General features: G+C 69.5%; 27 protein-coding genes and 2 tRNA genes. 21 read left to right on the top strand and 8 right to left on the bottom strand.

Going from position 1 to position 24,153, the window contains the following annotated elements:
* Positions 1-7: 7 nt before the first annotated feature.
* Positions 8-2,701, bottom strand: coding sequence for an esterase-like activity of phytase family protein (locus tag ACP7BP_RS01715; RefSeq protein WP_426241882.1), 2,694 nt, complete (start codon positions 2,699-2,701; stop codon positions 8-10).
* Positions 2,702-2,927: 226 nt separating this feature from the next.
* Here ACP7BP_RS01715 and eno point away from each other — a divergent pair, with 226 nt between their 5' ends.
* The 19 genes from eno to ACP7BP_RS01620 all read left to right on the top strand — a co-directional run bounded on the left by eno (position 2,928) and on the right by ACP7BP_RS01620 (position 16,473).
* On the top strand, positions 2,928-4,205 hold the full coding sequence (eno, locus tag ACP7BP_RS01710) for a phosphopyruvate hydratase (protein ID WP_426241880.1): 1,278 nt from the start codon (positions 2,928-2,930) through the stop codon (positions 4,203-4,205).
* Between the two features lie 21 nt (positions 4,206-4,226).
* Entirely contained in the window at positions 4,227-4,835 is a 609-nt protein-coding gene (locus tag ACP7BP_RS01705) for an FtsB family cell division protein (protein ID WP_426241878.1), read from the top strand.
* The gene (locus ACP7BP_RS01700; protein WP_426241876.1) at positions 4,832-5,326 is read left to right on the top strand and encodes a DUF501 domain-containing protein; all 495 of its coding nucleotides are present in this window, start codon (positions 4,832-4,834) and stop codon (positions 5,324-5,326) included. The genes ACP7BP_RS01705 and ACP7BP_RS01700 overlap by 4 nt, the downstream gene beginning before the upstream one ends.
* Positions 5,302-6,225: an exopolyphosphatase gene (locus tag ACP7BP_RS01695; protein ID WP_426241874.1), complete on the top strand. Its 924-nt coding sequence runs from the start codon at positions 5,302-5,304 to the stop codon at positions 6,223-6,225. Before ACP7BP_RS01700 ends, ACP7BP_RS01695 begins: the two co-directional genes overlap by 25 nt.
* Positions 6,226-6,350: 125 nt before the next feature.
* Positions 6,351-7,172: a uracil-DNA glycosylase gene (locus ACP7BP_RS01690; protein WP_426241873.1), complete on the top strand. Its 822-nt coding sequence runs from the start codon at positions 6,351-6,353 to the stop codon at positions 7,170-7,172.
* Between the two features lie 4 nt (positions 7,173-7,176).
* A complete protein-coding gene (locus ACP7BP_RS01685) occupies positions 7,177-7,695 on the top strand; it encodes a glycine cleavage system protein R (protein ID WP_426241871.1) in 519 nt (172 codons plus the stop codon).
* Positions 7,692-8,249 carry a peptide deformylase gene (gene def / locus ACP7BP_RS01680; RefSeq protein ID WP_426241869.1) on the top strand — a complete coding sequence of 186 codons (558 nt, stop codon included), beginning with the start codon at positions 7,692-7,694 and terminating at the stop codon, positions 8,247-8,249. The genes ACP7BP_RS01685 and def overlap by 4 nt, the downstream gene beginning before the upstream one ends.
* 16 nt (positions 8,250-8,265) lie before the next feature.
* Positions 8,266-8,339 (top strand) — tRNA-Leu (locus tag ACP7BP_RS01675).
* 427 nt (positions 8,340-8,766) lie between these two features.
* Complete coding sequence (locus ACP7BP_RS01670) at positions 8,767-8,997, top strand: hypothetical protein (RefSeq protein WP_426241867.1); 231 nt, start codon at positions 8,767-8,769, stop codon at positions 8,995-8,997.
* Positions 8,998-9,215: 218 nt separating this feature from the next.
* The gene (locus ACP7BP_RS01665) at positions 9,216-10,307 is read left to right on the top strand and encodes a hypothetical protein (RefSeq protein WP_426241866.1); all 1,092 of its coding nucleotides are present in this window, start codon (positions 9,216-9,218) and stop codon (positions 10,305-10,307) included.
* Positions 10,307-10,729 carry a hypothetical protein gene (locus tag ACP7BP_RS01660; protein ID WP_426241865.1) on the top strand — a complete coding sequence of 141 codons (423 nt, stop codon included), beginning with the start codon at positions 10,307-10,309 and terminating at the stop codon, positions 10,727-10,729. The genes ACP7BP_RS01665 and ACP7BP_RS01660 overlap by 1 nt, the downstream gene beginning before the upstream one ends.
* Positions 10,722-10,928 (top strand): helix-turn-helix domain-containing protein, encoded by a 207-nt coding sequence (locus tag ACP7BP_RS01655; RefSeq protein ID WP_426241863.1) that lies wholly within the window; start codon positions 10,722-10,724, stop codon positions 10,926-10,928. The genes ACP7BP_RS01660 and ACP7BP_RS01655 overlap by 8 nt, the downstream gene beginning before the upstream one ends.
* Positions 10,929-11,105: 177 nt before the next feature.
* Entirely contained in the window at positions 11,106-11,252 is a 147-nt protein-coding gene (locus ACP7BP_RS01650) for a hypothetical protein (protein WP_426241862.1), read from the top strand.
* Position 11,253: 1 nt separating this feature from the next.
* The gene (locus tag ACP7BP_RS01645; protein ID WP_426241860.1) at positions 11,254-11,898 is read left to right on the top strand and encodes a hypothetical protein; all 645 of its coding nucleotides are present in this window, start codon (positions 11,254-11,256) and stop codon (positions 11,896-11,898) included.
* 118 nt (positions 11,899-12,016) lie between these two features.
* On the top strand, positions 12,017-13,153 hold the full coding sequence (locus tag ACP7BP_RS01640; protein ID WP_426241858.1) for a DUF3631 domain-containing protein: 1,137 nt from the start codon (positions 12,017-12,019) through the stop codon (positions 13,151-13,153).
* Positions 13,154-13,326: 173 nt separating this feature from the next.
* Positions 13,327-14,109, top strand: coding sequence for a hypothetical protein (locus tag ACP7BP_RS01635; protein ID WP_426241856.1), 783 nt, complete (start codon positions 13,327-13,329; stop codon positions 14,107-14,109).
* A 182-nt stretch (positions 14,110-14,291) separates the two neighbouring features.
* Positions 14,292-14,930, top strand: coding sequence for a recombinase family protein (locus ACP7BP_RS01630; RefSeq protein ID WP_426241854.1), 639 nt, complete (start codon positions 14,292-14,294; stop codon positions 14,928-14,930).
* A complete protein-coding gene (locus tag ACP7BP_RS01625) occupies positions 14,927-15,130 on the top strand; it encodes a hypothetical protein (RefSeq protein ID WP_426241852.1) in 204 nt (67 codons plus the stop codon). The genes ACP7BP_RS01630 and ACP7BP_RS01625 overlap by 4 nt, the downstream gene beginning before the upstream one ends.
* The gene (locus tag ACP7BP_RS01620) at positions 15,130-16,473 is read left to right on the top strand and encodes a tyrosine-type recombinase/integrase (protein WP_426241851.1); all 1,344 of its coding nucleotides are present in this window, start codon (positions 15,130-15,132) and stop codon (positions 16,471-16,473) included. The genes ACP7BP_RS01625 and ACP7BP_RS01620 overlap by 1 nt, the downstream gene beginning before the upstream one ends.
* A gap of 114 nt (positions 16,474-16,587) precedes the next feature.
* On the opposite strand, the gene ACP7BP_RS01615 is transcribed toward ACP7BP_RS01620, so the two are convergent.
* From ACP7BP_RS01615 to ACP7BP_RS01605, 3 genes are all read right to left on the bottom strand, one after another.
* The gene (locus ACP7BP_RS01615) at positions 16,588-17,220 is read right to left on the bottom strand and encodes a hypothetical protein (protein WP_426241850.1); all 633 of its coding nucleotides are present in this window, start codon (positions 17,218-17,220) and stop codon (positions 16,588-16,590) included.
* 502 nt (positions 17,221-17,722) lie between these two features.
* Positions 17,723-18,058, bottom strand: coding sequence for a hypothetical protein (locus ACP7BP_RS01610; protein WP_426241848.1), 336 nt, complete (start codon positions 18,056-18,058; stop codon positions 17,723-17,725).
* A gap of 116 nt (positions 18,059-18,174) precedes the next feature.
* Positions 18,175-18,780 carry a DUF4145 domain-containing protein gene (locus ACP7BP_RS01605; RefSeq protein WP_426241847.1) on the bottom strand — a complete coding sequence of 202 codons (606 nt, stop codon included), beginning with the start codon at positions 18,778-18,780 and terminating at the stop codon, positions 18,175-18,177.
* 164 nt (positions 18,781-18,944) lie between these two features.
* On the opposite strand from ACP7BP_RS01605, the gene ACP7BP_RS01600 reads away from it, so the two are divergent.
* Positions 18,945-19,017: transfer RNA gene (locus tag ACP7BP_RS01600), tRNA-Leu, on the top strand.
* Positions 19,018-19,172: 155 nt separating this feature from the next.
* On the top strand, positions 19,173-20,024 hold the full coding sequence (locus tag ACP7BP_RS01595) for a Bax inhibitor-1/YccA family protein (protein ID WP_426241845.1): 852 nt from the start codon (positions 19,173-19,175) through the stop codon (positions 20,022-20,024).
* Between the two features lie 73 nt (positions 20,025-20,097).
* Here ACP7BP_RS01595 and ACP7BP_RS01590 read toward each other — a convergent pair whose 3' ends face one another.
* Genes ACP7BP_RS01590 through ACP7BP_RS01575 form a run of 4 tightly spaced genes read right to left on the bottom strand, consistent with a single transcriptional unit; the run spans position 20,098 to position 24,123 of the window.
* Complete coding sequence (locus ACP7BP_RS01590) at positions 20,098-20,748, bottom strand: response regulator (RefSeq protein ID WP_426241843.1); 651 nt, start codon at positions 20,746-20,748, stop codon at positions 20,098-20,100.
* On the bottom strand, positions 20,700-21,986 hold the full coding sequence (locus ACP7BP_RS01585; protein ID WP_426241841.1) for a histidine kinase: 1,287 nt from the start codon (positions 21,984-21,986) through the stop codon (positions 20,700-20,702). Before ACP7BP_RS01585 ends, ACP7BP_RS01590 begins: the two co-directional genes overlap by 49 nt.
* Positions 21,987-22,015: 29 nt before the next feature.
* A complete protein-coding gene (locus ACP7BP_RS01580) occupies positions 22,016-23,380 on the bottom strand; it encodes an FtsX-like permease family protein (RefSeq protein WP_426241839.1) in 1,365 nt (454 codons plus the stop codon).
* On the bottom strand, positions 23,377-24,123 hold the full coding sequence (locus ACP7BP_RS01575; RefSeq protein WP_426241837.1) for an ABC transporter ATP-binding protein: 747 nt from the start codon (positions 24,121-24,123) through the stop codon (positions 23,377-23,379). Before ACP7BP_RS01575 ends, ACP7BP_RS01580 begins: the two co-directional genes overlap by 4 nt.
* Positions 24,124-24,153: the final 30 nt, after the last annotated feature.

Genomic DNA, 24,153 nt, shown 5'->3' with positions numbered 1-24,153 from the left:
CTCCGATTCACCGTCGGCGGATCTGCTTGATCCCCGTGCGCGAGGCGTCGTGGCCCGGGCCGCCGAGGTAGGACGCGCGGAGCTTGTGCACACCGCGGTCCAGCCGCACCTTGAGCCGGGCTACGCCGTCGTGGAGGCGCACGACACCCAGGAGGGCACGACGGTCGCGCACGACCACCGCTCCGCTGGCTGTGCCGGGTGCGACCCGCACGACCAGGCGGTAGACGTGGCCCCGGACCCGCTTTACGGACAGGGTCGTGGTCGTCGCCCGGTCCGGCGCGACGGTGCCGGGGGTCGCCGGCGGCGCCGGCTGACTGGCGGGCGGCGTCGCCGGCGGCACCGGCGTGGTGGGCTGCGTCGGCGGCGTGACCGGTCCGCCGAACAGCCCGGAGGCGGAGCCGAGCCGAAGGAGCACGGTCTCGCCCGTGGCGTCGCTGAGCCCGTCGTTGTCGGTGACGGCGTAGACCTGCCGGTCGGCGCCGATCGTCAGCCCCTCCAGCTTCTCCTGCGTCCAGCCGTGCGTCGCTCGGAGTGCCGGCAGCACGTCGACGGCGAGCTTCTTCGTCAGCATCACCGGTGCGGTGACGCCGCCCGTCGCGGGCACGTCGACGGTGTAGACGCGCTTGACGCGGGCTGCGGTCCCGTTGAGCTTGTCGCGCTCGATCACCGCGAGGGTGTCGTCGTCGACGGCGGCGATCTCCGAGAGGCCCATCCAGTCACCGGGTGCGGCCGTCGGCTCCAGCTGGTAGCCGAACCAGGTCCAGGTGCCGGTCGCCACCTGGTAGCGGCCGATGCGGGTCACGTCGGTGCCGTCGACCATGCCGCCGCCCTGGTTGGCGGGGTTGGTCCACAGCGGGCGCTGCACCGCGACGTACACGACCTCGCTGGCGCCCGCCCCGGTCGCCGTGACGCCCTCGAGGCCCCACTTGCCGATGTGCGCGGTGACGCCGGCGGGCAGGCCGACGGTCTCCTGGATGCGTCCGGCGTCGCTGAGGCGCAGCAGCTGGTTGCCGGCGCCGGTGCTGCCCTCGACGGCAGCCCAGAAGCCACCCTCCGGCCGGGCGAAGAGACCTTCGATGTCCACCGCGGGCTTGGCGCCGCTGGAGCCGGTGACCTCGATGACCTGCCGGATCACTGCGGGAGCACCCGTGGTGTCGAGGCGGTAGATCCGGCCCGTCTTGTACGCCGCGTCGCTTGCGGCCCAGAGCTGGCCGCTGACTCCCGGCACGGCGCTCAGGGCGCCGAGGGCGCCCCAGCCGATGGGGCGGCCCGACGACTCCTCCTGCGAGACCACCGACGGGAATGCCGGCTGGGTGGCCTGCCACCGGTAGATCCCGACCGAGGCGCGCACGCCGACCCCGGCGTCGTCCTCCTCCGACGACACGACGAACAGGTCGGTGCCAGGGACGGGCAGCAGACCCTCGGGACCGTTGGTCGCCGGCAGCACCTGCTCGAAGCGTGGGTCGGCCGGGTCGGTGAGGTCGTAGACCGCGACGAAGTTGCTGCGCTCGGAGCCGATGAAGGCCCGGCGCCTGCCGCCGATCGTGGCGACGGAGATGCCCTCGGGCTCGGCGCCCTTGTTGTCCGCCCGGTCGTCGTTGAAGAGCCCGTGAGCGGTGGCGATGTCCTCGAAGGAGCTGCCGGCGTCCCAGACGACCGAGCCGCTCGTGGCGTCGAAGACCGTCCAGCCGCGGGAGCCGCCCTTCCAGTCGCCCTCGTTGGCCGTGGCGACGTGGGTGCCGTCGACCCAGGCGATGGCGTCGGGCTCGCGCGGTCCGGTCACCGAGTCGGTTGGGTTGAAGATCCCGTCGTCGGTGGTGTCGACGTCGGTGATGGTCGGCGAGCCGGCCGAGAACACGTGGGTGATCGTGGCGGTCGGCACGTCGATGATCGCGATGCCGTTGTTCTCCTGGAGCGTGAGGGCGAGCTGGTTGTCGTCGTTGAAGGCGACGTACTCCGGCTCGGGATCGACCGGGGTGTCCAGGCCGGCGTCGACGAGCGACTGAAGAGCTGAGCCGTCGGGGTTCGTCAGCAGCAGCGGCTCCGCGGCCCAGGCGCCGGGCGTGCCGGCGAGGTCCACCAGCTGAACGAAGCCGGCCGGGAGCTGCGGCAGGTCGCCGTCGTCGCCGCCCGGCGGCGCGGCGTCCTCGTCGCGCTGGTTCTCCATCGCGATGGCGGCGTACGCCCGGTCCTTGCTGATCGCGATCGAGTCGGGCTGGCCGCCGAGGTCGATCGAGGCGACGCGGGTGCGGTCGGCGAGCCGGAAGACGTCGAGCCGGCCCGAGGGGTTGGCGAAGTCGCCGCCACTGGTGTCGACGACGACGAGAAGGTGGTCGCCCACGACGGCGACCGAGGTGGGCTGGTCGTCGGCGTCGCCGACCTCCGCCAGGTCGATCGTGCCGGTGCCGCGCGGGTTGCCCGGGTCGCTGATGTCCACGAAGCCGACCCGCTTGCCCAGGGCGTCGGTGTAGACCACGGTCCGGCCGTCCTCGGTGACCGCCGAGATCTCGGCGACCGTCGGCTCCGCCGGGTCGACACCGGCCGGGACGTTCTGGAAGACGGGGTAGGTCGCCAGTCGCTCGAAGCCGCCGGCGGCTCCGGCGTCGACCGCGCCGGCGGTCGGGCCGGAGACGGCCAGGAGGGAGAGGGGCAGTGCGGCAGTGGCGAGCATCGCCACCCCGCGCAGGGATCGTGCGGACACGGACGGCCTTTCGACGGGTGGACCCGAGACGAGCAAGGTCGGGGGCACAGTGCCGGCAGCGGGTGGCCGATCGGTGATCCCTGCGTGAACGCCCGTCGTCTCCCGGACGTCGTGCCGGCGCGGTCCGGCGGCGGGCCGCACGACCTCCCCGCGGAAGCGGGAGCCGACCGGCCGATAGGCTGGCTGGGCTCGTCCGTGACATCCCGTGAACCCCCAGGAGCACACCGTGGCATCCATCGAAGCAGTCGGCGCACGCGAGATCCTCGACTCGCGCGGCAACCCCACCGTCGAGGTCGAGGTGCTGCTCGACGACGGCGCGTTCGGCCGGGCCGCGGTGCCCTCGGGCGCCTCCACGGGCGCGTTCGAGGCCGTCGAGCTGCGTGACGGGGGCAAGCGGTACGCCGGCAAGGGCGTCGCCAAGGCCGTCGCCGGCGTCGTCGAGAAGATCGGCCCCGCGCTGCTCGGCATCGAGGCAGACGACCAGCGCCTGGTCGACCAGGCGATGCTCGACCTCGACGCGACGCCCAACAAGGCCAGGCTCGGCGCCAACGCGATCCTGGGGGTCTCGCTCGCCGTCGCGAAGGCGGCCGCCGAGTCGGCCGGCCTGCCGCTCTTCCGCTACGTCGGTGGCCCCAACGCCCACGTGCTGCCCGTGCCGATGCTCAACATCCTCAACGGCGGCGCGCACGCCGACACCAACGTCGACGTGCAGGAGTTCATGATCGCGCCGATCGGCGCCGCGACGTTCGGCGAGGCGCTGCAGCAGGGCGCCGAGGTCTACCACTCGCTGAAGTCGGTCCTGAAGAAGAAGGGCCTCTCCACCGGGGTCGGCGACGAGGGCGGCTTCGCCCCCGACCTGCCCTCCAACCGCGACGCCCTCGACCTGATCTCCCAGGCCGTGAAGGGTGCCGGGCTCACCGTCGGCAAGGACATCGTCTTCGCGCTCGACGTGGCGGCGTCGGAGTTCCACGACAAGAAGAAGTACGCGTTCGAGGGCAAGAAGAAGACCTCGGCCGAGATGATCGACTACTACGCCGAGCTCGTCTCGGCGTACCCGATCGTCTCCATCGAGGACCCCCTCGACGAGGACGACTGGGACGGCTGGAAGACGATCACGGAGCGGCTCGGCGGTGCCACCCAGCTCGTCGGCGACGACCTCTTCGTCACCAACGTCGAGCGGCTGCAGCGCGGCATCTCCGGCGGCCAGGCCAACTCGCTGCTGGTGAAGGTCAACCAGATCGGCACCCTGACCGAGACCCTCGACTCCGTCGCGCTGGCCCAGCGGAGCGGCTTCACCTGCATGATGAGCCACCGTTCGGGAGAGACCGAGGACACGACGATCGCCGACCTGGCCGTCGCGACCAACTGCGGGCAGATCAAGTCCGGGGCGCCCGCGCGCTCCGACCGGGTCGCGAAGTACAACCAGCTGCTGCGCATCGAGGACACCCTCGGCGACGCGGCGCGCTACGCCGGAGCAGGCGCCTTCCCGCGATTCACCCGCTGAGTCGGTCATCCTTGACCTGACATGGCACAGCAACGACGTACTCCCCGCGGCGGCCCCGGCGGCAGCAGGCGACCCGGGCAGCGGGGCAACCCGCGCGCCCGTGCCGCTGCTCCCGCGAGCGCCGGGCCTGCGGCGAGCCCGTCGGCCGACCCGACCTCGGCCCAGGCTTCGGGTCCGACCGCCCGGCCGACAGGCAGACGGCCGCGGCTGACCGGTCGGGCGGCCGTGCTGGTGCTGGTGCTGGCCGTGCTCACGGTGTCCTACGCGTCCTCGATGCGCGCCTACCTCCAGCAGCGCGCGCACATCAGCGAGCTCAAGTCCGACATCGCCGAGCGCGAGACGAGCATCAACGACCTCGAGCGCGAGAAGCGGCGCTGGCAGGACCCGGCGTACGTCGAGACGCAGGCGCGCGCGCACTTCGGCTACCTGATGCCGGGGGAGACCGGCTTCGTCGTGCTCGACGCCCATGGCAACCCGCTCGACTCCGGCGCCGAGCTGAGCGACCCCGACGAGGTCGTGAAGATCGAGCCGAAGGCCTGGTGGGACGACGGGTGGGCGTCGATGGAGCTGGCCGGGCACCCGCCCGACCCGACCGACGGGCCCGCCGACAAGATCGGCGGACGCGGGTGATCGACCCCGCCGACGAGGCGGCGATCGAAGCACAGCTCGGCCGGGCGCCGCGGGCCGTCCACGCGGTCGGCCACCGCTGCCCCTGCGGCCTCCCCGACGTCGTCACCACCGAGCCGCGGCTGCCCGACGGCACGCCGTTCCCCACCACCTACTACCTCACCTGCCCCCGCGCAGCGTCGCTCATCGGCACCCTCGAGGGCGGCGGGACGATGAAGCAGATGCAGGCCCGGCTCGGCGAGGACGCCGATCTCGCCGCCGCCTACCGCGGGGCGCACGAGCGCTATCTCGCGGCGCGGGCCGAGCTTGGCGATGTGCCCGAGATCGACGGCATCTCCGCCGGGGGCATGCCCGACCGGGTCAAGTGCCTGCACGTGCTGGCCGGCCAGGCGCTCGCCCAGGGCCGCGGCGTCAACCCGCTCGGCGACGAGGTCCTCGACCTGCTGGGCGAGTGGTGGGCCGAGGGGCCGTGCGTGACCCCACCCGACGCATGATCGCCGCGATCGACTGCGGCACCAACACCATCAAGCTGCTCATCGGCGACCTCCCGGAGGTCGCCGTGCGCGAGACCCGGATGGTGCGGCTCGGCCAGGGTGTCGACGCGACCGGCCGGCTGGCCGACGACGCGCTCGCGCGGGCCTTCGCCGCCATCGACGACTACGCCGTCCTGATCGCCGCCCACCCCGTGACCCGGCTCAGGTTCTGCGCCACCTCGGCGACGCGCGACAGTGCCAACGCGCAGGAGTTCGCCGAGGGGGTGCACGCGCGGCTCGGCGTGTGGCCCGAGGTGCTGACGGGTGAGGAGGAGGCCGCGCTGTCCTACGACGGCGCCGTCCGCAACCTGCGCGCCCCGCTCACCGGGCGGGTGCTGGTCGTCGACATCGGGGGCGGCTCGACCGAGCTGATCCTCGGGGCCGGTGCGCCCGAGGCGGCGTACTCGATGGACGTCGGGTCGGTGCGACTGCACGAGCGCCGGCTGCACTCCGACCCCGCGACCGCGGCCGAGGTCGCGGCCTGTGTCGCCGACATCGACGCGGCCCTCGACGCGGCGCGTGCGGCCGGTGTCGACCTTGGCTCCGCCGACGCGGTCGTCGGCGTCGCCGGCACCGTGACCTCGGTCGCGGCCGGTGTGCTCGACCTGCCGGCGTACTCCGTGGAGGCGGTCGACCAGACGGAGCTGCCGGTGGCCGAGGTGCACGCCTTCGTCGCCCGGCTGGTGGCGATGCCGGTGGCCGAGCGCCTGGCACTGCCGTGGATGCACCCTGGCCGCGCCGACGTGATCGACGCGGGCGCCCTGGTGCTCGACCGGGTGCTGCGGCGTACCCGCGTGCCGACGTTGGTCGTCTCCGAGGCCGACATCCTCGACGGCATCGCCTGGTCGATCAGCGGCTGACGCCGGCCCACCACCTCCCCGCCGCACCGTTACATGTGCGAGCGGGGGCTGCCACCTGCTACCAAGGACGGGTGCCAGCAGACGCAACCCCGCCCGCCGGTCCTGTACGTCGCGCACCTCGGCCGATGACCGTCGACCTGCCCCACCCGATCACGGGACAGCTCTTCGGCTCGCCGGTGCCGCCCGGCACGGGCTGGCCCGAGGACCCGGCCGCCCCCGGCACCCCGGTGGCCCGCACGGCAGCCGGCGTACGACGGCTGGCGGCCACCCCGGACCTCGCCGAGCTCGACGCCCGGGTCAGCGTGTGCTCGGCCTGCCCGCGGCTGGTGCGCTGGCGCGAGGACGTCGCGCGGGACAAGCGGGCGTCGTTCGCCGACCAGCCCTACTGGGGTCGGCCGATCGCCGGCTGGGGAGCCGCCGACCCGCGGGTGCTGGTGGTCGGCCTGGCGCCGGCCGCCAACGGCGGCAACCGGACGGGACGGGTGTTCACCGGCGACAGCAGCGGCGACTGGCTCTTCGCGAGCCTCCACCGGGTCGGCCTGGCCACCCAGCCGACGAGCGTGCACGCCGGCGACGGCCAGCGCCTGGTGGGAGCGCGGATGGTCGCCACCGTGCGCTGCGCGCCGCCCGCCAACAAGCCCACCCCGGACGAGCGCGACGCGTGTGCGCCCTGGATCAACCGCGAGGTCGGGCTGCTGGCGCCCGGACTGCGCGCCGTCGTGGCGCTGGGGGCCTACGGCTGGGACGGTGCCCTGCGCGCGCTGGCCGGGGCCGGCCTTGAGGTGCCGCGACCGAAGCCCCGGTTCGGCCACGGCGTCGAGGTCCCGATCGGTCACGTCACCCTGATCGGCTGCTACCACCCCAGCCAGCACAACACCTTCACCGGCCGGCTGACCCCGGCGATGCTGGACGACGTCCTGGGACGGGCGCGGGCGCTGGCAGGATGAGTCGGTGACCCTTCACGCCATCACCGTCCTCGGCCACGACCGACCCGGCATCATCGCCGAGACCACCGGCCGGCTCGCCGGGCTCGGGCTCAACCTCGAGGACTCCTCGATGACGCTGCTGCGCGGGCACTTCGCGATGACCCTGATCTGCGCCGGCCCCGCGTCGGGCGCCGAGATCGAGGATGCACTGGCAGCGCTCACCGCCGACGGCAGCCTGACCGTGACCGTCCGCGAAGTGGCCGACGAGCACGAGACGGCCGGCGAGGGCAGCTCCTGGGTGCTGTCCGTGCACGGGGGTGACCGGCCGGGCATCGTGTCCACCCTCGTCGGCGAGATCGCGCGCGTCGGCGGGAACATCACCGACCTCACCACCCGGCTCGCCGGCGACCTCTACCTCGTCGTGGCCGAGGTCGAGCTGCCCGCCGCCGCCGATGTGGAGGCCCTGCGCGGCGCACTGGCCCGGGCCGCCGACGAGCTCGGAGTGGGGGCCACCCTGCACCCGACCGAGGTCGATGACCTGTGACGCTCAACCACCGGCTGGTCGCGTGGAGCGCGACCGAGCTGGGCGGGGAGGGCCAAGTGCTCGACGTCGTCCGCGCCCCCGCTCCAGTGCTGTCGGCCCCCGCCGCGCTCGTCGACCCGGCCTCGCCACACGTCGTACGGCTCGCCGCCGACCTGGTCGCCACCATGCGCGTGTCGCCGGGCTGCGTCGGGCTGGCCGCGCCCCAGGTCGGCGTGAGCGACCGGGTCTTCTGCGTCGACGTCTCCGGCCACCCCAAGACCCGCGACCACCACGGCACGTTCGTGCTGTGCAACGCCGAGGTCGTCGACGCCAGCCGCAACGAGAGGGCCCGCGAGGGCTGCATGAGCGTCCCGGACTTCACCGGTGACGTGAAGCGGGCGACGCGGGTCGTCGTCCGCGGCCAGCTGCCGGGCACGGGGGAGCACGTCGTGCTCGAGGCCAACGCGTTCGAGGCTCGCGCCCTCCAGCACGAGCTGGACCACTGCGACGGACTGCTCTTCCTCGACCGGGTCGCGGACGCGCGCGCCGTACATCCCCGCAGGACCTACCTATAGTCGGGCGGACCGGTGCGCCCCGGTATCCCAACCGGCAGAGGAAGCGGCCTTAAAAGCCGTTCAGTGTGGGTTCGACCCCCACCCGGGGCACTCAGCGTTCCCATCCCTACCTGCAAAAACGCGGGGAGAGGCTGGCAGAGCCCATCCGGCGCACAAGTTCGGCGCTCCTCTCGCGCTCCGGCATTACGCCGGGCGCACGCCGGTCCACCGCGGTCGGATGCAGTCGAAAACGACCGCGCATCGGCAGCGCGACCTCGTGGGCTGGCGTACAGTTGGCGCCGAATCACCGGTGTACGAGCGAACGGGCACCGGAGGGCACGAGCCAATGCTCGTAGCAGGTTCCGTGTAGGGCATGTAGGTGAAGCGGCTCGTCTAGCGCGCGACATCTCCCTAGGCAGCCGCCATAACCCGCTCAGACTCCATCCGCTTCGGGTGGGAGTCGGTCGGGCTGGCGGTCTTCTTGCGTTTGAGCGCTTCTCGCTCGGCTGACGCCTGCCCACACCCATTGGGGAGACCGATGTCCAGCCCGCTCTTCATCCGCAAGCAAGACGTTCCAGCCGTGTATGGCATCTCCGAACGACAAATCAAGCGCTGGTCCTACGAAGGGCGTCTGAATCGCTTCTATCCCGGTGGCCCGACCGGGCCGTGCTTCTTCAAGACTGCCGACCTTGACTCTCTCATGGAGAAGGCCAAGGTTCCACCGGGCAAGAAGGCCGGTCGCGCGCCTCGCACGAAGGCTCCGGCCTGAACCACTGATCAGCACTCTCTCCTGGCGCCATGCGGCTCACTCGCCGGTGGGGGTGGTCAGCACAGATCAGTGAGCCGCAGCGCTCCGTATCGCGTCGCTCTTTGACAACTCAACAGAGGCCCATGCCTCGCACAGGGCGCACAAACGCGCACAGACAGGTCGGTCGCGCAACCTAGCGTCGTTGGTTGAAAGTTCACTCACTCCCGGAAGGGGACGTCATGCCTCGTGGCTACAACGCCGCTGGTGACCTGCTAACCGCACTCGCCGACGGCACCGATCTCAACAAGCTATGGAATGACTACAGCGATGCTGTCGCGGAGTACAACGCCCGCCGCGACACGCTCGTAGGTCTTCTCTCGTTCAAGACCACCCTCGCAGTCGATGCGGTGCTCCAGTCGTTCACCGGCGCTGACTTCGAGGATGCGTCCGAGTACGGCCAGCCGGTCGGCTCGCGCCCTGCGGTGACGAACGCCGCTCTCGGCTACATGTTCCGGTGGCGTGACGCGGCGACCAGATTTACCTGGCAGTTCCTTGCAGACGCCACCAAAGAGCAGACCGACGCCGTGACCAACTCGGTCATGGAAGCCGACAACAAGCAGGTGTTCCAGTCGGTGATGGGCGCACTCTTCAACAACGCCCAGCGTACGAACAAGGAGGGTCAGCCGGTTCTGCCGCTCTGGAACGGCGACGCGATGGTGTCGCCCGAGTACAACAGCAAGACCTTCGGGCCGAGCCACAACCACTACGTGACCACCGGCAACGCCGCACTGACTCAGATCAGCGTGGACGCGCTGATGGAACTCGTCCTAGAGCACGGGTACGGCGAGGGCAACGGCGGACAGCTGGTGTTGCTCGTGAACCGAGCACAGGGCAACGTCATCCGCGGCTTCCGCTCCGGTATCAACGGCTCCTACGACTTCATCCCGGGTGCGGGTGCTCCGGCACGCATCACGAATGAGTCGGTGGTCGGCGACACGCCCCCGGCCGAGGTCGGTGACCAGCCGCTCATCGGCGCGTACGGACCGGCATGGGTCGGGGAGAACTCCCTGATCCCCGCTGGCTACGTGCTCTGCGTGGCGAGCGGTGGGGCCAACTCGTCGTTCAATCCCGTGGGCTTCCGGGAGCACTCGACCCAGAACCTGCGCGGCCTTCGAATCGTCGGTGGGGAGAACGGTGACTACCCGCTGACCAACTCGTTCTACGTGCGCGGCTTCGGAACCGGTGTCCGGCACCGTGGCGCGGCTGCGGTCCTGCAGGTCACGGCCAGCGGGACGTACACCGCTCCGACGCAGTTCGCGGGTGTCGGCTGATGCGCCGCGATCTGACGGTTGGTGAAACCGCCCACGTTGACCAGGTCGTCGCCCTGATCCGTGACGTCGAGCGCGAGTGGCCCTACAACGAGGCCCTAATAGCCGACAGCGAGTGCGAGCGCGTGGTTCTCGAGCGGCTCGGTGACACGTGGGAGGGCATGCGCGCTGACCGGTGCTACCTGCTGTGGGGACACGGTCGGATGGTCGAGTTGCCTCTCGCCAATTCGATGGTCATCACCGCGACGGCTCTCAACACCGCTCCCACCGGAGGTGAGTGCGACCGGTGCCGATGTGTGACCACGCTGGCCGGCGTTGCAGTGGTCGCGGTGCCGCGCAACCTCGTGCCGCTCGTCCTGTGCTGGGCGTGCGTCGAAGAACTGAACCCGGAGTCCCTGCTACAGACCGGAGCTAGCCATGCCTGACATGAAGCAGATCGCCCGCGATGCAGCGTTCTGGCCCTCCATTCAAGAGGTCGCCGACGACTACCGACTGCCGTTCCGGACGGTGCGCCGTCTGGTGACGGAGGGCGAGGTCGAGGCCATCAAGCTCGGCAAGATCCGCGTCAACCCGGCGAGTGTCGAGCGCTGGCTGGGGAGGCAGTACCAGCCCGGAGAGGGCTGACCAAGATCCGCAGCGCGGGTGGGGTCACCGTCGTCGATGCGAGCCGCCTCACCCGCGCTGTCTACAGCGACACAACCCTCTGCGAAAGGAATTCCAATGTCGCACGCTAAGCCTAGTTCGCCGATTGACCTGATGGTCCGTGTCGAGACCAGCAGTGGACAAGATCTGCTCGGCTGGGTGATCGGAACCGGTAACGGGTCCTTCACCCTGAGCATCACCGAGGCCGGCCAAGAGGGCTGGATCGTCACGCTGCCGTGGGACCACGTGACCGATCTGGTCGACGTCACCGAGTTCATGACCCGCCGCCTCCCGCTGGTGGCCTGACATGGGCCGCATCGTTGCTCGGTACGACTACACAGACAGCAAGGGCAACCCGACCTTCCGCAAGATTCGCCGCGAGGGCAAGCGGTTCCAGATGCGGTGCGCCTGCTGGCAAGACAGCAAGGGCGTTTGGCACTACCGCGATGGGGTTCCTGATGAGAAGTTCAACCTCTGGATCCGGGCGCTCTACAAGCTTCCCGAAGTCGTGGCCGCCTTGCGTGTCGATGCGACGGTCTGGTGGTGCGAGGGCGAGAAGGACACAGAATCCCTGATCGCGCTCGGCCTCACAGCGACCACCACGCCTAACCCGAGTGACCTCTGGGACGACCAAGCGCGCTGGTTCACGCGATACCGCTCGCAGTCCGAGGTCATCGTCGTCTGCGACCAAGACGAGCACGGCGGCTGGTGGGGCTGGGAGCGGTACACGGCCCTGATTCGGGTGGGGGTGGACCCGCGACGAATCACGGTGATCGCGCCACGGTCGCCTCTCCACAAAGACGTCACTGACGTCATCGAGGCGACGGGCTCGCTCGATGCCGTGCGGGTCGTGCGGCTCGACCGCCTCGAAGCCTGCGCAGCGCGCTACACGGCCACGAGGGCAGTGAGGTACGCGGCGTACGCGTCCCCCGCCCCTCCGGAAACCGAGTAGTCCGCCATGAGGCACCCAGCGGCTTACACGAGCCGCAATGAACCTCAGAGGGGTGGCGGTGTCTGGCCCGGCTCCCGTCGCCCCTCTGAGCCGGGCCAAGCAGTGAAGGAGCAGGCCAATGGCCAAGAAGAAGACGAGACGCACTGATCACGACTTGATCCCGGACCTGATGCGGTTCATTGGGAGTTACGTGGTGATGACGGAAGCCCAGAAGGTCGTGCTCGCGACGTACGTGATGCATACCCACATCGCCCAGTACTGCCAGCAGACGCCGTACATCTTCATTCACAGCCCGGAGCCCGAGTGTGGCAAGTCGCGGCTGATGGAAGTGCTGGAACTGCTGGTAGTGCGGCCTTGGATGATCGTCAATCCGTCCGACGCGGTGCTGTTCCGCAAGGTTCATGCCGACATGCCAACACTCCTTTGGGATGAGATCGACGCCGTGTTCGCGCCCAAGTCGGCACAGTTCCACGAGGAGCAACGCGGGATGCTCGACCAGGGCCACCGGCGCCACGGTCGGGTGCCGAGGTTCATCGGGGACAAGGTCACCGAGTTCCGGGTCTATTGCCCGAAGGTGTTTGCGGGCATCGGCACTCTGCCCGACACGTTGTCGCGCCGATCCATCCCGATCAGTCTCAAGCGGCGCGCACCGGATGAGCCCGTGGATGAGTTCATCCTGATCGACGTCGAGCCGGACGCAGAAGCGCTTCAAGCTCGGATCGGCGCGTGGGTCGATGAGCACGGCGAGACCGCAGCCACGACCAGACCGACCGGCATCCCCGAGTCGATCAGCGACCACATGAAGGAAGGGTGCTTCTCGCTGTTCTCGATCGCCGATCTCCTGGGCGCCGGTGAGGATCTGCGCAAGGCGCTCGAAGAGATCCTCACCGGAGACCGCCTCGACGCTCAGCAGACGATGCGGATGCGGCTCCTAACAGACCTTCGGCTGATCTTCGCGGTCGAGTACCGACGCACCGGCAAGGCGCGTCGCTTCATGAGCACCGATGCCCTGATCGACCGCCTGCATGGGTTCGAGGAATCACCGTGGTCGACGTACTACGGCCGGGGCCTGGAGGCGAAGGACATTGCCGACCTGCTGCGCCAGTACGGCCTCCACCCCCGCCTGGTGAATGTGAAGGGTGAGCGGCGACGCGGCTACCGGCGCAACCAACACGGTGAAGACGTCGGGCTCGCTGAGGTGTGGCTCAGGTATCTGGGAGCCGACGAGACGGCGGTTGATCCCGATGCGCGCTGAGACCGCACACGTGCGTGCGGTGGTAACGGCTGGTAACGGCTACCCGAGGAACGGAGGTATCGCCTTTTGTTACCCCCTAATGAAGTGAACCTAGTTAGTTAGGGGGAGTTACGTGTTGATCCCCCGTAGACCCGTTACTACCCGTTACCGGGACGGGGTGAAGGGAGGCCGTGATGGCCAACAAGAAGAAGCCCTCTGCGGCTGAGGAATCGGTCAAGGACCTCTCAGAGGCACTGCCGACAAAGCCGAAACGCGACCGGGCAGCAGCGAGCGCACGGAAAGCGGCGCGAGGCGCACGAACCGAACAGCCGGCAAAACCGGGCATGCCTGGGTCTGTGAACGACTCGCGGCGCTGCTCTGCAACGGCCCACCGCACAGGTGAACGTTGCAAAGCCCCCGCGATCAAAGGGAGTCAGGTCTGCCGGGTCCACGGCGGGGCAGCGCCGCAGGTCAAGAGGTCGGCCAAGGAACGGCTCCTAGAACTACTCGACCCGGCGCTCGCAAGCTTGCACAAGGTTCTGACCGATCCCGACGCCGACGACTCGACCAAGGTCCGCGCGGCGTTGGGGATTCTCGACAGGACCGGCCACGGACCAGGACAGAAGATCGACATCGGCGTGAGCAAGTGGGACGAGTTGATGGAGGGCATGAAGGCGGTGCCACTCGACCGCGACATGGATGGACCTGCTGCCCTCCCTTCCGGTGGGGGCGGGGATCACACATGGGAGGACGTCGACCAGTTCCAGCAGGACGCTCAGATCGAATCGTGGGCGGAGTACGACGCCGAGGACGAGAAGCCCTACACAACGCGCCTCAACCCGTACGACGGCAACACGGTGCACGGCGAGGTCGTGCAGGACAGCATCTTGCCTCCGCCTCCGGATACCCGAGGCGTGCCGAGCGAGCACGACCGACACCCGACGACGTGGCCCTACGGCGACCGCAAACACACCTGAGGGTGCGGCCGGGCCGAGCGCTGGGCCGGGCCGCACCCCCACGGCGACGAGGGCCGCAAACCCAAGTGACGTGCGGGTTTCCGTAGCCCGCAGCGAGCCGCGCGCTACAGGAGTAGGGTCGCCGCCCGCTCCGAACCTCAAGCGAGGTTGAGGTTATGCCAAACATTGGAGGACTCATGAGGGTGATCGGCTACACGCGGATCAGCGACTCGGAACAGAGCACGGACGGGCTTTCGCTCGACACGCAACGCAAGGCCATCGAGCAAGCTTGCTCGGCACGCGGCTGGGAACTGTTCGAGGTCTTCGAGGACGACGGCTACACCGGCCGCAACGACGAGCGCCCAGCACTCCAACGGGCACGAGCGATGCTCGCCAAGCGGAACCGACCCGATGCCCTCGTGGTGTCGCGGCTCGACCGGCTGACGCGCTCGCTTAAGGATCTGGCAGTCCTCATCGAGGACGCCGAGGATCGCTGGGGCATCGTCGCGCTCGACTTCGACCTGAACACCACAACCGCCAACGGTGAGTTGGTCGCTCACATCCTCGGCGCTGTTGCTCGCTGGGAGTCCCGCATGAACAGTGAGCGCACGAGTGCGGGCATGAAGGCGATCCACGCCGCCAAGCGCGCCAAGGGTGAGGCGTTCGGATTCCAGCAACAGGCCGACGCTGCAACGGTCAAGCACATCCTCCGGCTCCGGGCCAAGGGTGCGACGTTCGCCGCGATCGCACGCGCACTCGACCGAAGTACCCCTACTCCTGGGGGTGGGGTGCGGTGGTACCCGTCCACGGTTGAGCGCATCTGCAAGCGGAGCGCGGCATGAGTGCCCTGCCTCCTTGGGATCCCGACGAGTACGACCGTGCGATCAAGGCCAGGCGCAAGGGCGATGCCCGGAGCAGGAGCACGCACCAGCCCTCTCCCATCCCACTCGGAGACCGGAAGAAGATCCTCGGCTACCCGCTACGTCATGAGTTCAACCCGACGCAAGTGCTCGGGCGCAAGCCCAAGAAGGAGGACGACTGATGGCCAGAAGGAAGACAGGGCCGCGCGCGTGGGTGCGCGTGAGCCACCGCACCAAGGATCTACCTACGAGCAAGCGCCGTTGGGAGGTTCTGTATGAGGACCCGCACGCCGACCCACCACTTAAGAAGCGGACCAAGGGCGGCTTCACGAGCAAGGGTGACGCCGAGCGCTGGCGGGATGAGGACAGCCCAGCGGCCAAGCACAACGCCAATCAGCCGTGGGCCGATCCGGTGCGCGGCGATCGGCTGTTCCAAGAGGTTGCCGAGGAATGGCTGGCGACGTACCGGACCAAGAGCGGCAAGGTCAGCGGGTACGACCAGCATGCGCGGATCACCAGGGGAGAGCGGTCGCTCGTGCGCACAAGCTTTGGGCACCGCAGGATCGGCGACATCAGCCACGGCGAGGTCGCGGCATGGCTCAAGGACGTCACGAGCCGACGTAGTCCGAGCACCGTGCGCCACAACTTCTACACGTTCCGCAAGGTGATCCGGTACGCGCTCGCCAACGGCCTCATTCTGCGCGACCCGACCACCGGACTCGACATGCCCGAACAGCGCGACGTGAACGCGCAGCAGGCGGAGCGGATCATTCCAACCGTCGAGCAGGTGCACGCGCTGGTCGCGGCAACGCCTGAGCCGTGGGGCATCTATATCCGGATCGCTGCTGCGACCGGGATGCGGCCAGAAGAGCTCTGCGCGCTGCAACTCGGTGACGTGTCGCCCGACGGCGACCAGATCACGGTGCGGCGAGTGCTGGTCAAGAACCGCCAGGCCAAGCGCGAGGACGAACGCTGGATCTACGAGGACATGCCGAAGACGCGAAGGTCGCGGCGAACCATCGACCTAGACGACTACACCGCCGACGCGTTGCGGGCTCATCTTCGAACGCAGCAGGCCCGGGCAGACGTGTTCTTCAAGGCGCAGCCCGCCCGCATGCCCACGAACCCCGACCTCCTCCCCTTGATCGCTGGGGTGGGGGAGTTCAAGCGCGGGCAACGCCAGCGCAAGATCGGTACGGACGTCGACTGGCTTGAGTTCGACCGGCCGCTACGCCACGGCTGGTTCACGATGCGCTACTGGGCGAACCTCCGTATCAGCGCAAGCTTGCCGTCGTCCGTGAGGTTCTACGACCTCCGGCACTTCCACGCCTCGTGGCTGGTTGACCGGATCGGCACGCCGGGTGCCCTGACCATCGTGGAGATTGCGGAGCGGTTGGGCCACGCGAGCACCAAGATGACGCTCGACCGATACGCGCACTCTCAGCCCGACCGCGACAAGCGGAACGCCACTGCTGCACTGTGGGCGACGCCGAACGTGACCAGGCTCGACCGGCGCGTGGGGTGACGCGCAGCGATCACGCCCTACTTGGCGAGTGACCAGGCGGGCGTGATCGTGCTTGAATTGCGTTAGAAGCCCGTCTTCCGAGGTGCGTCAATCACTTCGGAGGCGGGTTTCTTGTCACTCGTCGTCGTAGCGACGTGCCTCGATCGCCAGTGGCTGCGCCTCGTCCTCGAACGCGAGTGCACTGATGAACGCGGCGATCCGCTTGGACTCCTTGACGGACAGATCCTCGGGCAGGGTGATCTGTCCCTGCATCCCGGGCCGGATAGGGAACGGGTACGTGATCATGCCCGGCTGGGGCGGCAGATCCACCTTGGACGGGGTCGGTTCGGTCGCTGTCGGTGTGGCCGGAGCCGACGTGGTGGACGTCGGCCCGTTCGAGGGCGGCTGGCGAACCGTGCGCTTGCGCTGCGTGGGCTTCCAAGTCTGGTCGCCCGCGAGCCACTTCCCATACATGTCAACGGTCTGGCGGAAGCGTTGTTCGTAGGTGTTGAGCGTCTGGTCCTTCATGTCTCCGCGGTGCTTGATGCGGAAGCGGCTGACTGTCGACTCGATGTCCAGGGTCTTCATGTCCATAGACGCCCAAGCGTCCTCGACAGCGAGGACCTTCTGGCAGGCTGTACGAAGCGCGCTTGCGGTCGCGTCAACCATCTCGTTCTTCTGGATGGTCCACCCGAGCCACTCGATCATTCCAGCGCCGGTCCCGTCTCCAGGTGCGGCGTTCTTCTCTTCGGTCTCCGTGGTAGTCACGGGGAGCCCCTCTCGCTATACGACCCCGGAATTTCCGGAGCCATGCGTACATGGAAGCACGGGACGTATAAGAATGCAAGCAATGGACGACATTGGTGTGATTCGTATAGCGCGCCCATTCATACGCAATACGCCTCGTTGGACGGCCTGCGCCGTATACCACACGCACCGACGAAGTCGCGGGGCTCCGAACGCGGATGGCAGCCACGAACGAGCCCGACGGCGACCCCGGCGCGAACACATGCGAGCGTCCGTAGGTGGGCGAATGCCTGGGCTAACGCCCCGCGACCGCCCGAACCCCCACCCGTGGCTACGCGGAGGCCGCAAAGGTGCGGTTCTGTGACTCGACCCGGCGAGCCGTAGCCAGCCGGGTCGGTCGGGGTTGGTCAATCGTTGGCGGGCTCGTCGTCCTCGTCGTCGGCTACCGGGCGGAGCCCTGACTCGATGAACTTGCCGTCGGGGGCGGACCACGGGTCGGGGTAGGGCTCGGGATCGCGCTCGGTCATGAGGCCACCTTCGCAGCCTTGGCCGTGGCGGACTTCGCCGTCGGCTTCGGCGCGGGCTTGGCTGAGGCCTTCTTTGCGGCCACCTTCGTCACCGGCAGGTCGAGCCGGGGACCAGTGATTTTCTCGCCCTTGGCAGCCAGGGCCTTGCACTTGGCGCAGAAGCTTGCCGGGGTCGAGCCGTTTTTCCAGGCGGGACCTCGGCTGGTCGCGGCCGTCTCGGCTTCGTGGTTGAGGCAGGTCGTCTTCCACTCGTCGCCGTCCTTGCGGGTCCAAGTGGTGGCTCCGGTTGAGCGACTTACAGCGTGACGGACGCGGGTGCTGTTCTCGGGCATGGCAGCCCTTCCCTTCGGTTCGGCGCTCACTTGCAGAGCGCGAGGAGCGGCGAACCGTACGCCTGCCGTTGGGCAACTTCCTCACTCCGCAGGTCGGCTGTGCCAGGGCCGATGGGCTACTCGCCGCGTCGCTCCTGACGGCGAGTCCGAACGCGCTCGACCTGAGCCGGTTCTTGGTACACGCGGGTCAGGATCGCGTCCATGAGTTGAAGCACTTCGTCAGCGTCCTCCGCCGTGATCGGGTCCTCTGCCAAGTCAGCGTGAGCGACCTCGTTCCCAGCGAACCGGATCTCATGTGCGGCTTCCTTCATGGCCTCGGAGATGACGCCCTTCTTGGCCAACTCGTCGATCTTCTTGTCGAGCATGCCCTTGGTGATGTCGTTGGCTTTCGCTGTCGCCTCGACCACCGCACGAGCGAGGGCGATCGCGCCACGGTGGGCACCGATGCTCAGGCACTTGTGCGCCTCGTCGGCCGTGGATGCAATGTGCTCAGGCACGTCTGGGAAGTCCTTGCCGCCCACCTGCTTCGGCCACCACTCAATGACGTCTCTTTGGTTCTGACCGATCAAGCCTCCAATCACCCTCATGCAATCAGGGTTGTTGCAGCGACTCGCACCATCGCGCACCTCGCGCCCTTGATCGACCACGCGGCGGTTGCCATCCACGTACACCACAGAGAAGGTGCTGTAGCCCTGGCAGTGAGGACAGATGATTGAGGTCACGTGCTGACCATATGCGGCGCCACCGACAGCCGCGCTCCTTCAGCGCTCCGGCATCATCGGGACTTCGGTTCGCCGCAATTCCGCACGTGAAGTGGGCGCGAGCTTGCAAGCACCTGGGTTGACCAGCAGAAACGCGTGACAGGCTCGTGGACCGGCGCCGGACCGCCGTGGACCTCTCGACCTCGACCTGGCGGCCTTAAAAGCCGTTCAGTGTGGGTTCGACCCCCACCCGGGGCACTCGACGAACAGATCGCAAACAGACGCATACGAACGCTTGTCCGCGGGAACACCGCCCCTTCGCCGGACGTTGAAATCAGCGAGCCCGCATAGAGTGGGCCTCAGCAGTCGTCACCACGACGGCTTACGGCAGGACGGCCTCCAAGGAGGAGACCATGAAGAGCAACAACCCGGTGTTCGCGCGAACCGAAGAGTTCAACCGCGCCAGCACCAACGCCTACGGCAACCAGACCTACCCCGGCGGGATCGTCCAGGGATCCTCCGACCCGTCGACCTGGGGCACGGGTACGCCGACCCAGGAGCGCACCGGGGGCCGGATGACCATCGACTCTGTGGTGCAGGCGACCGGCATCTCGGTGCTCCTCGTCATGGTCACGGCGGCCATCACCTGGTGGTACATCGGAGACGTCACCGCGGGCACCGTCAGCGAGGACAACCTGCAGCGCGCCATCGCGCTGATGACGGTCGGCTCGCTCGGCGCCTTCGGGCTGTCGCTGGTCAACTCGTTCAAGCGCGTCATCAGCCCGGCGCTCGTGCTGGCCTTCGCCGCGCTCGAGGGTGTCGCCCTCGGTGCGCTGAGCAAGTTCTTCGACGCCCAGTTCGGTGGAGGGATCGTCACCGGCGCCGTGCTCGGGACGTTCGCGGCCTTCGCGGGCACGCTCGCGGCGTACAAGTTCTTCAACATCCAGGTCGGCGCCAAGTTCCGGGCCTTCGTGGTCGCAGGCATGTTCGGCCTGGTGGGCCTGGGCCTACTCTCGTTCGTGCTGAGCCTGTTCGGCGTCGAGACCGGCCTGTTCGGCTTTGGAGCCCTCGGACTCCTGATGTCGATCGCCGGCCTGGTGCTCGGTGTGTTCATGCTGATCCTCGACTTCGACTTCGTCGAGAACGGCGTCGCCGCCGGGCTCCCTGAGCGCGAGTCGTGGCGGGCGGCCTTCGGGCTGACGGTCAGCCTGGTCTGGATCTACACCAACCTGCTCCGCATCCTGGCGATCTTCAGCCAGGACTGACCCACCTGATCGACACCGGTCCGCCTCCCTCTGAGCGGGGGGCGGGCCGGTGGCCATTTCGGACCAGTCCAGGTCAGGCCGACTCCTGGAGCCAGGCCAGCACCGCGAGCACGCGTCGGTTGTCGTCGGGCGCCGGTGGGAGGTCCAGCTTGGTGAAGATGCTGTTGGTGTGCTTGCCGACGGCCTTCTCGGTCACCACCATCGCCGCCGCGATCGCCGCGTTGGAGCGCCCCTCGGCCATCAGCCCGAGCACCTCGCGCTCGCGTGGGGTGAGCCTGCCGACCGGCGTACGACGGTCGGCCCGGGCCAGCAGGGCCGCGACCACCTCGGGATCGAGGACCGTGCCGCCGGACCCCACATGGCGCACCGCCGCGACGAAGCTGGCGACGTCGACGACCCGGTCCTTGAGCAGGTAGCCGATCGCGCCCTCGCCACTGGCGAGCAGGTCGCGGGCGTAGCCCGGCTCGATGTGGGCGCTGAGCACCAGGACCGGGAAGGCCGGCCGGGCCGCGCGCACCCGCGCTGCTGCCACCAAGCCCTCGGTGGCGTGGCCGGGCGGCAGGCGGACGTCGAGCACCGCCACGTCGATCTCGGGATCGTCGAGCGCGGTGTCGAGGGCGGGCGCGTCACCGACGGCGTGGACGACGTCGAAGCCGTTGCCCTCGAGGATCCGGATCAGGCCGTCCCGGAGGAGGGCCTGGTCCTCCGCGATGACAACTCGCACGGCACCTCCATGGTGATCACGCTCGGCCCGCCGTCCGGGCTGTCGACGGTCATGGTGCCATCGAAGGCCGCCAGGCGCCGGGCGACCCCGGCGAGCCCGGTGCCCAGAGCGGTGTCGGCGCCGCCGCGGCCGTCGTCGCCGCAGACGACCCGCAGCCGGCGACCGTCGTGGTCGAAGCGCACCCAGCCGCGCCGGGCGTCGGCGTGCTTGATGGTGTTGGCCAGGCACTCCGCGACCGCGAAGTAGATCCCGGACTCCACCGGAGCCGGCGGGTGGCCGGCCAGGTGCAGCTCCAGCGACATCGTGATCGGCAGCTGCATCGCCAGGTTCTCCACTGCGGCGCTCAGCCCGAGGTCGGCCAGCACCGGCGGATGGATGCCGCGCACGAGCGCCCGCAGGTCCTCCAGGGCGGCCAGCGTCGTCTCGCGGGCCTCGGCGAGCAGCTCGGAGGCGGCCGCGGGGTCCTTGACGAGAAGGCTCTCGGCGTACCCCACGGTCATGCCGATCGCGGTCAGCCGGGCCTGCGCCCCGTCGTGGAGGTCGCGCTCGATCCGGCGGATCTCGGCCGCGGAGTGGTCCAGGGTCGCGGTCCGGGAGGCGGTGACCTCCTCGACCCGGCGCTCGAGCTCGTCGGCGCGCGGCGCGAGGATGCCGCGCGTGGCGAGTGCGTAGGCGCGCACCAGAGCGGGCGTCACGGACCACCAGATGGCGAAGGCCACCGGCGACGAGAGCAGGAAGAGCGCCCACCACGCAGGCCCGCCGTCGAGGATCACGCCGAGCAGGTTGACCACCGGCTGGGTCGGCGGCCCGGCCACCACGACCGACATCACGAAGCCGCCGGTGGCGGCGAAGGCCAGGTGGCCGAAGTCGCGCCACCTGGCCTTGTCGCGCACCCAGGTGAACGGGCCGCCCAGCGGCCCGCTCCCCGGTGCGTACGACGCCTCGATGGGCTCGATGCCGAGCACCCTGGCCGAGAGCCGCCGGTGCACCCGGTTGATCGCGGCGGTGGCCGGCACGACCAGGTGGGACAGCGCGATCCCGAAGCCGAGCGGCCCGAGCGCGACCGACAGGATCGTCAGGATCGCGAGCACGAGCGCCGGGACCGCGAGCGCGATGTGCACCAGGGCCAGCCCAGTCAGCGCGAGCCGGCTGCGCAGGCCCCGCTCGTCGAGCGGGACCGGCGCCACCGAGTCGACAGGGAGCAGCTCGTCGAGGTTCCACGCGCTCCGGTCGGTCACGGTCGGCGAGTCTTCCACCGAGCGCATGATCACGCCACGACCTCGAGCGCGCGGGGCCGCACGGCTCGGGTGACTGCGAACCTCCCGACACCGACGGTCAGGCCGATGGCGATCACGGCCATCAGCGCCGGCAGCCACAGCTGCCCGTTCGGGACGACGCCCTCGTCGCGGACCAGGGAGAAGGGCAGCACCGTCGCCAGTGACGCGACCAGGCCCGTGGCGACACCCAGCGCGGAGACGAGCAGGGTCTCGATCAGGACCGCCTGGCGCACCTGCCCGGGCGTGCCGCCCACCAGCCGCACCCGGCCGAACTCGGCCCGCCGGTCGGCGATGACCGCCAGCAGCCCGTTGACGAGGACGACGGCGCAGAACACCGCGATCATGCCGACGACCACGTTGTTGAGGAAGAAGATCGAGTCGGCCTCGGCCTGGAGCATGCCCTCGGGCAGCACGAACGAGCGGGCGTCGATCCCCACCAGCATCAGCACGCTGGTGCCGGTGGCGGTGAACACCGCGGCGCCGCCGAAGACCGGGCCGAGGAGGTGGCTGCGGTGCCGGGTGGCGAGGGCGGCCAGGTCACCGCTGACCCCGGCCCGGCCCAGCACGGGCGTCAGCACCCGGGTCAGCCCGCGCAGGATCGGTGCCGCGAACGCAGCCAGCCCGACGGAGACGATCAGCCCGGCGGAGCCCGCGGTCGACATCGCCGCGAACGGGTCGTCCATGTTCCCGGTGACGAAGAAGGTGACGAAGCCGGCCGAGACGCCGTACAGCACCAGCACGGAGCCGCCGAGCGTGCGCCAGCGCGAGCGCTGGGGCGCCGAGTCGGCGGTCGCGAGCGCCGAGCGGGCGGTGCCGCTGGTCACCCTCCTGGAGGCCGTGCCGGCCGCGAGCAGGCTGACACCCACCACGGCCAGGAACGTCGCCGCCATGGCGATCAGGCCGGGCTCGAACGTCACCGAGTCGGCGACCATGCCCGCCGCGCGCACCTGGTCCAGCAGGAGAGCGCCGACGGGCCACGAGAGTGCGACCCCCGCGCCCGCGGCCAGCGCCGCCACGACGAGCACCTCGCGGCGCAGCAGCCTGCGCATCTGGCGCGGGGTCGCGCCGATCGAGCGGAGCAGGGCGATCTCGGTGTCCCGGCCACGCACGGCCACCGAGAGCGTGGAGGAGACGGCGAAGACGGCGAGCACGGCGCCCCAGCCGCCGATGACGAGGCCCATGATCGTCAGCGTGTCCCGGTCTGCTGCCACCAGGCCGTCACCCTGGGCGATCTCGGCCAGGTGGGCGAAGGAGCCCACCATCAGGGCGCTGAGGAACACCACGACGAAGGTCGCGAGGAAAGCGGGCTTGCGGTGGCTCAGGGACCGTCGCGCCAGCATCGTCATCCCGCTCATGCCGACACGCCCCGGGCGATCTCGTCGAGATGCGCGAGCTGGGTGGCCACGGCGTCGGCGGTGGGGCTGGTCATCCGGCCGGCCTCGGTCCCGTCGACGAGGAACACCACGCGGTCGGCGTACGCCGCGGCGACGGGGTCGTGGGTGACCATGAGCACGGTCTGGCCGGCCTGGTCGACCAAGCCGCGCAGCAGCGCGAGCACGCTACGGGCCGACTGGCTGTCCAGGGCACCGGTGGGCTCGTCGGCGAGCACGACGGCGGGCTCGTTGACCAGGGCACGGGCGATGGCCACGCGCTGCTGCTGGCCACCGGACAGCTCGCCCGGGAGGTGCCCGCCGCGACCGGTGAGACCGACGGCGTCGAGCAACGACGCGACGCGCCTGCGGTCCGGCCGGCGGCCGGCGAGCCGGACCGGCAGGCCGACGTTCTGCTCCGCGGTGAGGTAGGGGATCAGCTGGAAGTGCTGGAAGACGATGCCCAGCCGGTTGCGCCTGAGCACGGTGCGGCGGGCCTCCGACCAGCCGGTGACGTCGTCGTCCTCGACCGTGACGCTCCCCGAGGTGGGGGAGTCGAGACCGGCCATGCACGACAGGAGGGTCGACTTCCCGGAGCCGGACGGCCCCATGATGGCGGTGAAGCTGCCGGCGGGGAGGTCGAGCGAGACGCCGCGCAGCGCCTGGACGGCGTGCTCGCCCTCACCGAATGATCGGGTCAGGTCGCGGACCGAGAGTGCGGTGGACATGTGGTGGCCTTTCGTGGACGGATCTGATGT

The sequence above is a fragment of the Nocardioides sp. LHG3406-4 genome, assembly GCF_049897745.1.
Classification (GTDB): domain Bacteria; phylum Actinomycetota; class Actinomycetes; order Propionibacteriales; family Nocardioidaceae; genus Nocardioides.
The sequence above is the reverse complement of the archived record's forward strand: the minus strand, read 5'-3'. Positions and strand labels throughout refer to the sequence as shown.

Excerpts from the sequence above, each read along its gene's own strand:
- ACP7BP_RS01705 (WP_426241878.1), top strand. The coding sequence starts at position 4,227 with ATGGCACAGCAACGACGTACTCCCCGCGGCGGCCCCGGCGGCAGCAGG.
- ACP7BP_RS01690 (WP_426241873.1), top strand. The coding sequence starts at position 6,351 with ATGACCGTCGACCTGCCCCACCCGATCACGGGACAGCTCTTCGGCTCG.
- ACP7BP_RS01670 (WP_426241867.1), top strand. The coding sequence starts at position 8,767 with ATGTCCAGCCCGCTCTTCATCCGCAAGCAAGACGTTCCAGCCGTGTAT.
- ACP7BP_RS01665 (WP_426241866.1), top strand. The coding sequence starts at position 9,216 with ATGCCTCGTGGCTACAACGCCGCTGGTGACCTGCTAACCGCACTCGCC.
- ACP7BP_RS01660 (WP_426241865.1), top strand. The coding sequence starts at position 10,307 with ATGCGCCGCGATCTGACGGTTGGTGAAACCGCCCACGTTGACCAGGTC.
- ACP7BP_RS01655 (WP_426241863.1), top strand. The coding sequence starts at position 10,722 with ATGCCTGACATGAAGCAGATCGCCCGCGATGCAGCGTTCTGGCCCTCC.
- ACP7BP_RS01645 (WP_426241860.1), top strand. The coding sequence starts at position 11,254 with ATGGGCCGCATCGTTGCTCGGTACGACTACACAGACAGCAAGGGCAAC.
- ACP7BP_RS01640 (WP_426241858.1), top strand. The coding sequence starts at position 12,017 with ATGGCCAAGAAGAAGACGAGACGCACTGATCACGACTTGATCCCGGAC.
- ACP7BP_RS01635 (WP_426241856.1), top strand. The coding sequence starts at position 13,327 with ATGGCCAACAAGAAGAAGCCCTCTGCGGCTGAGGAATCGGTCAAGGAC.
- ACP7BP_RS01625 (WP_426241852.1), top strand. The coding sequence starts at position 14,927 with ATGAGTGCCCTGCCTCCTTGGGATCCCGACGAGTACGACCGTGCGATC.
- ACP7BP_RS01620 (WP_426241851.1), top strand. The coding sequence starts at position 15,130 with ATGGCCAGAAGGAAGACAGGGCCGCGCGCGTGGGTGCGCGTGAGCCAC.
- ACP7BP_RS01610 (WP_426241848.1), bottom strand. The coding sequence starts at position 18,058 with ATGCCCGAGAACAGCACCCGCGTCCGTCACGCTGTAAGTCGCTCAACC.
- ACP7BP_RS01595 (WP_426241845.1), top strand. The coding sequence starts at position 19,173 with ATGAAGAGCAACAACCCGGTGTTCGCGCGAACCGAAGAGTTCAACCGC.
- ACP7BP_RS01580 (WP_426241839.1), bottom strand. The coding sequence starts at position 23,380 with ATGAGCGGGATGACGATGCTGGCGCGACGGTCCCTGAGCCACCGCAAG.
- ACP7BP_RS01575 (WP_426241837.1), bottom strand. The coding sequence starts at position 24,123 with ATGTCCACCGCACTCTCGGTCCGCGACCTGACCCGATCATTCGGTGAG.